Source organism: Pseudomonas sp. GZD-209, assembly GCF_049310485.1.
Classification (GTDB): Bacteria; Pseudomonadota; Gammaproteobacteria; order Pseudomonadales; family Pseudomonadaceae; genus Aquipseudomonas; species Aquipseudomonas sichuanensis.
Map to the genome: position 1 here is coordinate 34,516 of NZ_JBMOWQ010000054.1, position 8,546 is coordinate 43,061.

Sequence of the window (8,546 nt, forward strand, 5' to 3'; positions counted from 1 at the left end):
GTGGGTTGGTTGAAACGCTTCATGGGCTTCGAAGCCCCCAAACCTGCCGCCAGCAGTCAGGCCCAAGGCAACCTGCCGTTCGGCCTGGGCAGCGGGCGCATGCTCAAGCTCGATCGCTCGCTCAAACTACTGCTCGACGGGCATTGCGAACTGGAGGTTCCCGAGCAGGAAGTGGTCTGGGCGATTGGTGAGGTTGACCTCGGCCAGTCTGTGCGCCTGGCGCGCTTCTATATGGAAGACGAGGACTACTGGCTGCAGGTGGTGATGAACGGCGCGTCCGCTGACGATGTCCGTGACATCATCCTGTTCGGTTACTACAGCGTGGTGCCGGTCACCAGCGACGCGGAGCTCAAGCGCCTGGTCGGCCCCGAGTCGAACATCGGCCTGCCGTACTACGAGCACGAAGGCTACGAGTTCGTTCGCCAGTGGGGCAGCGAAGAGGGGCAGACCGAGCTCACGCCGATCAGCGAGTGGGTCACCAGCCCCGAGACCAGCTACCGCATCCAGCACCTGTCGATGCTGTATGCCCGCGAAACCGGCCTGACCGATCGCCGCGAATTCCTCCTGCTGTCGGTGGAGGAAGACGAGGACGGCAATGTCAGCCTGACCACTTCGGTGGGTGTCACCCTGCAATCAACGGACTTCAACGTCATCTGACAAGGATTCACCATGCTCGACGCACTTCGCATGTCGCTCAACGCCCAGGCAGTGATCGGCTTCATTCTCTACATCAGCGTGGCGCTGGTGCTGTTCTGGCTGTTCCAGTTCATCTACACGCACCTCACCCCGCATCGCGAATTCGCCCTGATCCGCGACAATAACAGCGCCGCCGCTATCGCCTTGGGCGGTGCGCTGATCGGCTTCTCGCTGCCGGCCAGCAACATCATCGCCTACAGCGTCGGCCTGCTCGACTTCGTGGTCTGGGTGGTGATCGCTGCCGTGGTGCAACTGCTGGCCTTCGCCCTCACCAGCCTGGTGCTCAAGGGGTTGGCCAGCCGCATCGCCAAGGGTGAGATGGCCGCCGCGATCTACGCCGCCGCCGTGGCGATCAGCGTGGGCTTTCTCAATTCGGCCTGCATGACCCCGTCGGTCTGAGCCGTTTGCGCGCAAGGAGCCATACATGAGACGCAGTTCCGTCAAGCTGGTGCTGGCCAGTTCCCTGCCGCTGGCGCTCACCGCGTGCAGCGCGCCCGAGGAGACCTACACGGTCAGCAAGCGCAGCAACTACTCCACCGTCCAGGCCTGTGTCGATGACAAGGTGCCGGTGGACGTGTGTTCCGATGCTTATATGGAGGCGTTGGCCGATCACCGTCGGGTCGCGCCGACCTATGGCGACAAGGCGGCGTGCGAGGCCGATTTCGTGCCGGACTACTGCCAGGTCACCAGCGACAACCGCTACATGCCGCGCCTTGGCGGTTTCGAGCTGGCGGTGTCGGGCGAGGTGAGCCAGTCGCAGGTCGACGCGGCCCGCACCCAGGTCGAGAGCAGTGGCCAGGCTGTCAGCGGTGGCAGCAACTTCAATGGCCTGCTCACCGGCCTGCTGCTCGGCCAGGTGCTCAGCGGCGGTAATCGCCAGTACTACTCGCAGCCGGTCTACCAGTATCGCGACAGCCGCGGCGACTACCGCACCACCACTCTCGGCCAGCAGATCGACCAAGGCAAACGCTTCGAGCGCTCCGACCAGGCCCAGCAGAGCGGCGGCAGCTACAGCAGCTATTACTCCGGCAGCTCCAGCGGTAGCAGCTACAAGTCCAAAAACTCGACCCGCTCCAGCGTGTCCTCGTCGATCTCCCGTGGCGGCTTCGGCAGCCAGGCCACTGCGCGCAGCGGCTGGGGCGGCAAGAGCAGCGGCGGCTTCAGTTTCGGCGGTTGAGCATGCGCAAGGTCCACTGCGACGAACGCCCGGATTGGCGCACCACCGCCGAGCGCGAAGGCTTCGCCTTTCACACCATCGACGGCGAGCGCTACTGGGATGAGCGCGGTTACTACCAGTTCAGTGAGGCCCAGGTCAGCCGTGACCTGGAGGCGCCCACCCAGGAGCTGCACGCGATGTGCCTGGACGCGGTGGCGCGCATTGTCGACAGCGAAGCGCTGATGACCCGCCTGGCGATTGCGCCGGCGTTTTTCGACCTGGTGCGTCGTTCGTGGAAGGAGGGGCATCCGCACCTCTACGGGCGTTTCGACTTCAGCTACGACGGCACGGGCCCGGCCAAGCTGATCGAGGCCAACTACGACACGCCGACCTCGCTGTACGAGGCGGCGGCGTTCCAGCTGATCTGGCTTGAGCAGCAGATTGAGCGCGGCGTGCTGCCGGCCCATGCCAGCCAGTTCAACACCCTGGCTGAAGACTTGGTGCGGGCTTTTGCGGCCTTCGAATGTGAAAGCCCGTTCTACTTCTCGGCCATCGGCGGCTCGATCGAGGACCGCGGTACCACGGATTTCCTGCGCAAGATGGCCGGGCACGTGGGTATCAGCACCCGACATATCGACCTGGAGGATATCGGTCTGAACGACGAGGGGCGTTTCGTCGACCTCGAAGGCCGACCAATCCCGCGCCTGTTCAAGCTGCACGCCTGGGAGCATATCTTCCACGAGGACTTCGGCCAGGCCATCGCCGGTTGTGATACCCAGTTCGTCGAGCCAGCGTGGAAGTCGCTGATTTCCAACAAGGGCATCCTGCCGTTGTTGTGGGAATGGCACGAGGGCCATCCGAACCTGTTGCCAGCCTTCCTCGACGAAGACCCCCGGCGGCCGGTGCCCAAGGGCTGGGTGCGCAAGCCGTATTTCTCCCGCGAGGGGGCCAATGTGGACATTCGCACCACCGATGACCAGCGGGTGTTCGAGGACGGGCCCTACGACGATGCTCCGTATATCCTGCAAGGTTTCGCGCCTTTGCCGAAGTTCGGCGATAGCTACACCTTGATCGGTTCGTGGGTGGTCGGTGATCTGGCCTCGGGGATCGGCATTCGTGAAGACGACACCCTGATCACCAAGGACAGCTCGCGGTTCCTGCCGCATGTGGTCGTGGACTGACCGGCTGCGCTGTCGCGTAGAGAACTACGTAGCAAGCCTCGTCAACGGGGGAGCGGGCTGATCACAACGTTACGATTGCCCGCCGATGATGGCCCCTCCAATGGTCGGTTTCAGGACGCGCCGGGTCGCCCGCGCACAACCTCTTTGCGCAATAGCTGCCATGCTCTGGGGATGCCTTCGGACCGCACGCACCTAGACGCCCGGCCGCAGGCAAGGAGGGTGCCCGGCACATCGCCACCGTGACGTGGCCGCGCACCGCAGCTGAACACCGCCGGGTACTGCTCATGTTTCGGGGTGGCCCGGGTTGCCGAGGTTTGCTGTATGCCTGATGAGTTGAACCACCTGCCCCTGATCCAACGCGTCCTGGCCCGTGAGAAGGACACCCCCGGCGCCTTGTTGCCAATCCTCCACGCCATCCAGGCCGGCGTCGGCTATATCCCCGACATCGCCATCAATGAAATCGCCCATGCCCTCAACCTCAGCCTGGCCGAGGTGCGCGGGGTCATCAGCTTCTACCACGACTTTCGCACCACACCGCCTGCCCGGCACACGCTGCGCCTGTGCCGCGCCGAGTCCTGCCAGAGCCGCGGCGCCGAGGCGCTGGCCGCACAGTTGCGCGAACAGCTTGGCCTGGACGACCACGGCACCAGCGCCGACGGCGCGTTGAGCCTGCGCCCGGTCTACTGCCTGGGCGCTTGTGCCTGTTCGCCGGCGCTCGAGCTCGATGGCCAGCTGCACGCGCGGCTCACCCCCGAGCGCTTGCGGTCGCTGGTGGAAGGTTGTCGTGAGGAGGTGAAGGCATGTTGAACCTGTGTATTCCCTGTGATTCGGTGACCCGCGCCGTCGGCGCCGATCAGGTGGCCGACGCGCTGGCCCGCGAGGCCGAGCGTCGCCAACTGCCGCTGCGCATCCAGCGCACCAGTTCGCGTGGCCTGTACTGGCTGGAGCCGTTGGTCGAGCTGGAAAGCGACGCCGGCCGCCTGGGTTTCGGGCCGGTCTCGGTCGAAGACGTGCCGGGCCTGCTCGACGCCCTGGCCGCAGGCGAGCCAGGCCATGCCCTGGCACTGGGCCTGGTCGAGCAGATCCCTTATCTGAAAACCCAGCAACGCCTGCTGTTTGCCCGCGCGGGCATCACCCGGCCGCTGTCGCTGGACGACTACCACGCCAACGGCGGCTTCGAGGGTCTGCGCCGGGCAACGCTGATGGAGGGCGATGAGGTGGTCGCCGCTGTGCTTGATTCCGGCCTGCGTGGCCGGGGCGGCGCGGCGTTCCCGGCGGGCATCAAGTGGCGCACCGTGCGCCAGGCCCAGGCCGTGCAGAAATACGTGGTGTGCAATGCCGACGAGGGTGACTCCGGCACTTTCGCCGACCGCATGCTGATGGAGGGCGACCCCTTCCTGCTGATCGAGGGCATGATCATCGCCGGGCTCGCCGTGGGGGCGAGCAAAGGCTACATCTATGTGCGCTCGGAGTACCCGGATGCCATCCGCGCCCTGAACGAGGCGATCCTGCTGGCCCGCGAAGCCGGTTACCTGGACGTCGCCGGCAAAGCTGTGGCCTTCGACCTGGAGGTGCGGGTCGGGGCGGGCGCCTATATCTGCGGCGAGGAAACCGCGCTGCTCGAATCCCTCGAAGGCAAGCGCGGCATCGTCCGCGCCAAGCCCCCGCTGCCAGCGCTGGAGGGGCTGTTCGGCCTGCCGACACTGGTGCACAACGTGCTCACCCTGGCCTCGATCCCGATCATCCTGGCCAAGGGGGCGGCGTACTACCGCGACTTCGGCATGGGCCGCTCGCTGGGCACTCTGCCGTTCCAGCTGGCCGGCAATATTCGCCACGGCGGCCTGGTGGAGCGGGCGTTCGGCCTCACCCTACGCGAGCTGGTGGAAGGCTACGGCGGCGGTACCGCCAGCGGCCGGCCGATCAAGGCCGCGCAGGTCGGCGGCCCGCTGGGCGCCTGGGTGCCGCCGGCCCAGTTCGACACGCCGCTGGACTACGAGGCCTTTGCCGCCATGGGCGCGATGCTTGGCCACGGCGGTGTGGTGCTGGCCGACGACACCCTGAACATGGCCAGCATGGCGCGCTTCGCCCTGCAGTTCTGCGCCGAAGAGTCGTGCGGCAAATGCACGCCGTGCCGGATCGGTTCGACCCGCGGCGTCGAGGTGGTCGACCGGCTGATCGCCAGCACCGACCCAGCCTTGCGCGAAAGCCAGGCCGGGCTGCTGCGCGACCTTTGCGACACGATGCAGTACGGTTCGCTGTGCGCCATGGGCGGGATGACCTCGTATCCCGTGGCCAGCGCCCTCAAGCACTTCCCCGCCGATTTCGGCCTGGAGGCCGCGCAATGATCAACTACTTCGACCCCAGCAGCGATATCGACCTGGGTACCCCCGAGCGTGTCAGCGACGTGCAGGTCAGCCTGGTCATCGATGGCCGTTCGATCAGTGTGCCCGCCGGCACCTCGGTGATGCGCGCCGCCGCGCTGCTCGGCACCACCATCCCCAAGCTGTGTGCTACCGACAGCCTCGAAGCCTTCGGCTCGTGCCGCATGTGCATGGTCGAGATCGACGGCATGCGCGGCTACCCGGCGTCGTGCACCACGCCGGTCAACGAGGGCATGGTGGTGCGCACGCAAACCCCGCGCCTGGCCGACCTGCGGCGCAATGTGATGGAGCTGTACATTTCCGACCATCCACTGGACTGCCTGACCTGCTCGGCCAACGGCAATTGCGAGCTGCAGACCGTCGCCGGCCAGGTCGGCCTGCGCGAGGTGCGCTACGGCTATGACGGCGAAAACCACCTGAATGAACAGAAGGACGTGTCCAACCCGTACTTCGACTACGAACCCAGCAAGTGCATCGTCTGCAGCCGCTGCGTGCGCGCCTGCGAAGACATCCAGGGCACCTTCGCCCTGACCATCACCGGGCGCGGTTTCGACTCGCGGGTGGCCGCCGCCGGTGGCGCCGATTTTCTCAGCTCCGAATGCGTCTCCTGCGGCGCCTGCGTACAGGCCTGCCCGACCGCGACCCTCAGCGAAAAAAGCCTGGTCCAGCTCGGCCAGCCCGAGCGCGCGGTGATCACCACCTGTGCCTATTGTGGTGTGGGCTGCTCGTTCCGCGCCGAGATGAAGGGCGACCAGTTGGTGCGCATGGTCCCGGACAAGCAGGGCGGGGCCAACCACGGCCACGCCTGCGTCAAGGGCCGCTTCGCCTGGGGCTACGCCACTCACCCCGACCGCATCACCAAGCCGATGATCCGCAAGCGCCTGCAAGACCCGTGGCAGGAGGTCAGCTGGGACGAGGCGGTGACCTATGCCGCCAGTGAGTTGCGCCGCATCCAGCTCAAGTACGGGCGCGATTCCATCGGCGGCATCACCTCCAGCCGCTGCACCAACGAAGAGGCGTACCTGGTGCAGAAGCTGGTGCGCACCGCATTCGGCAACAACAACGTCGATACCTGCGCGCGGGTCTGCCACTCACCGACCGGCTATGGCCTCAAGCAGACCCTCGGTGAATCCGCCGGCACCCAGAGTTTCGACTCGGTGATGCAGGCCGATGTGGTGCTGGTAATCGGCGCCAACCCCACCGACGCCCACCCGGTGTTCGGCTCGCAGCTCAAGCGCCGCTTGCGTCAGGGCGCGCGGCTGATCGTCATCGACCCGCGGCGCATCGACCTGGTCGACTCGCCCCACGCCCGTGCCGAGCTGCACCTGCAACTGCGCCCGGGCACTAACGTGGCCATGCTCAACGCCCTGGCCCATGTGATCGTCAGCGAAGGCCTGCTCGACCAGCGCTTCATCGATGCCCGCTGCGAGACCGAGGACTTTGCCCGCTGGCGCGATTTCGTCGCCCTGCCTGAAAACGCCCCGGAGCTGCTTGGCCCGGTGTGCGGCGTGCCCGCCGAACAGATCCGCGCCGCCGCCCGGCTGTACGCCACCGGCGGCAATGCGGCGATCTACTACGGCCTGGGCGTGACCGAGCACAGCCAGGGCAGCACCGCGGTGATGGGCATCGCCAACCTGGCCATGGCCACCGGCAACATCGGCCGTGAAGGGGTAGGGGTGAACCCGCTGCGCGGGCAGAACAACGTGCAGGGTTCCTGCGACATGGGCTCGTTCCCCCACGAGCTGCCCGGCTACCGGCATATCTCCAACGCCAGTGTGCGCAGCGAGTTCGAACAGGCCTGGGGCGTGACCCTGCAACCCGACCCCGGGCTGCGTATCCCCAACATGTTCGAGGCCGCGCTCGATGGCAGCTTCAAGGCGCTGTACTGCCAGGGTGAGGACATCGCCCAGAGCGACCCCAACACCCAGCACGTCACCGCGGCCTTGCTGGCGATGGAGTGCGTGGTGGTGCAGGACATCTTCCTCAACGAAACGGCCAAGTTTGCCCATGTGTTCCTGCCGGGCAGTTCGTTCCTGGAAAAGGACGGGACCTTCACCAACGCCGAACGGCGCATCTCGCGGGTACGCAAGGTGATGGAGCCGCTGGCCGGCAAGGCTGACTGGGAAGCCACCATGGCCCTGGCCAACGCCCTGGGTTACCCGATGCAGTACCGCCACCCCTCCGAGATCATGGACGAAATTGCCCGCCTGACGCCGACCTTCCACCGCGTCAGCTACAGCGAGATCGACCGCCACGGCAGCCTGCAGTGGCCGTGCAACGACGCAGCCCCCGATGGCACCCCGACCATGCACATCGACCAGTTCGTGCGCGGCAAGGGCCGCTTCATGCTCACCGGATATGTGCCCACCGACGAGAAGGTCAACAACCGCTACCCGCTGCTGCTGACCACCGGGCGCATCCTCAGCCAGTACAACGTCGGTGCGCAGACCCGGCGTACCGAGAACGTCGCCTGGCACGCCGAGGACCGCCTGGAGATCCACCCCAGCGATGCCGAGAGCCGCGGCATCAGCGACGGCGACTGGGTCGGCGTGGGCAGCCGTGCGGGGCAGAGCGTGCTGCGTGCCAGGGTCAGCGGGCGGGTGGCAGCGGGGGTGGTGTACACCACCTTCCACTTCCCCGAGTCCGGCGCCAACGTGATCACCACCGACAACTCCGACTGGGCCACCAACTGCCCCGAGTACAAAGTCACCGCAGTGGAGGTGGTGAAGGTGTTCCAGCCGTCGGAATGGCAGAAGCGCTACCAGAGCTTCAGTGACGAACAGCGGCGCCTGCTTGACGAGCGACGTCAGGCGCAAGGCAAGGAAAAGGCGGAGGTGCGCCGATGAGCAGCGACAACCTGGTGAAGATGGCCAACCAGATCGCCCACTACTTCGACAGCGAGCCGGACCGGGACAAGGCAGTGCAGGGCGTGCGACAGCACCTGCAAAGCTTCTGGACCCCGGCGATGCGCAGGCAGTTGGGGGAGTGGATCGAGGCGCATGCGGGGGAGGGACTGGACCCCAAGGTGTGTGAGGCGTTGGCCTAGCGACTGATGGTGCGGCCATATCGCGGGGCAAGCCCGCTCCCACGCTGGCGCAAGCACGGCGCGTGGGAGCGGGCTTGCCCCGCGAT

General features: G+C 66.3%; 8 protein-coding genes. All 8 read left to right on the forward strand.

Going from position 1 to position 8,546, the window contains the following annotated elements; translation table 11 throughout:
- The 8 genes from ACO6VM_RS08065 (at nt 1) to ACO6VM_RS08100 (ending at nt 8,460) form a co-directional block, all read left to right on the forward strand.
- Complete coding sequence (locus ACO6VM_RS08065) at nt 1-657, forward strand: DUF2491 family protein (protein ID WP_390967480.1); 657 nt, start codon at nt 1-3, stop codon at nt 655-657.
- 12 nt (nt 658-669) lie between these two features.
- Nucleotides 670-1,095, forward strand: a complete 426-nt coding sequence (locus tag ACO6VM_RS08070) for a DUF350 domain-containing protein (protein WP_401056943.1) — start codon at nt 670-672, stop codon at nt 1,093-1,095.
- A gap of 25 nt (nt 1,096-1,120) precedes the next feature.
- A complete protein-coding gene (locus ACO6VM_RS08075) occupies nt 1,121-1,873 on the forward strand; it encodes a DUF1190 domain-containing protein (RefSeq protein ID WP_401056944.1) in 753 nt (250 codons plus the stop codon).
- Nucleotides 1,874-1,875: 2 nt separating this feature from the next.
- Complete coding sequence (locus ACO6VM_RS08080; RefSeq protein ID WP_125463424.1) at nt 1,876-3,033, forward strand: glutathionylspermidine synthase family protein; 1,158 nt, start codon at nt 1,876-1,878, stop codon at nt 3,031-3,033.
- 321 nt (nt 3,034-3,354) lie between these two features.
- Nucleotides 3,355-3,840, forward strand: coding sequence for a formate dehydrogenase subunit gamma (locus tag ACO6VM_RS08085; protein ID WP_401056945.1), 486 nt, complete (start codon nt 3,355-3,357; stop codon nt 3,838-3,840).
- Nucleotides 3,834-5,378, forward strand: coding sequence for a formate dehydrogenase beta subunit (locus ACO6VM_RS08090; protein WP_401056946.1), 1,545 nt, complete (start codon nt 3,834-3,836; stop codon nt 5,376-5,378). Before ACO6VM_RS08085 ends, ACO6VM_RS08090 begins: the two co-directional genes overlap by 7 nt.
- Nucleotides 5,375-8,260, forward strand: a complete 2,886-nt coding sequence (gene fdhF / locus ACO6VM_RS08095) for a formate dehydrogenase subunit alpha (RefSeq protein ID WP_401056947.1) — start codon at nt 5,375-5,377, stop codon at nt 8,258-8,260. The genes ACO6VM_RS08090 and fdhF overlap by 4 nt, the downstream gene beginning before the upstream one ends.
- Nucleotides 8,257-8,460 (forward strand): formate dehydrogenase subunit delta, encoded by a 204-nt coding sequence (locus ACO6VM_RS08100; RefSeq protein ID WP_401056948.1) that lies wholly within the window; start codon nt 8,257-8,259, stop codon nt 8,458-8,460. Before fdhF ends, ACO6VM_RS08100 begins: the two co-directional genes overlap by 4 nt.
- Nucleotides 8,461-8,546: the final 86 nt, after the last annotated feature.

Coding starts and splice junctions, on each gene's coding strand:
- ACO6VM_RS08090 (WP_401056946.1), top strand. CDS start 3,834: ATGTTGAACCTGTGTATTCCCTGTGATTCGGTGACCCGCGCCGTCGGC.
- fdhF (WP_401056947.1), top strand. CDS start 5,375: ATGATCAACTACTTCGACCCCAGCAGCGATATCGACCTGGGTACCCCC.
- ACO6VM_RS08080 (WP_125463424.1), top strand. CDS start 1,876: ATGCGCAAGGTCCACTGCGACGAACGCCCGGATTGGCGCACCACCGCC.
- ACO6VM_RS08075 (WP_401056944.1), top strand. CDS start 1,121: ATGAGACGCAGTTCCGTCAAGCTGGTGCTGGCCAGTTCCCTGCCGCTG.
- ACO6VM_RS08100 (WP_401056948.1), top strand. CDS start 8,257: ATGAGCAGCGACAACCTGGTGAAGATGGCCAACCAGATCGCCCACTAC.
- ACO6VM_RS08070 (WP_401056943.1), top strand. CDS start 670: ATGCTCGACGCACTTCGCATGTCGCTCAACGCCCAGGCAGTGATCGGC.
- ACO6VM_RS08085 (WP_401056945.1), top strand. CDS start 3,355: ATGCCTGATGAGTTGAACCACCTGCCCCTGATCCAACGCGTCCTGGCC.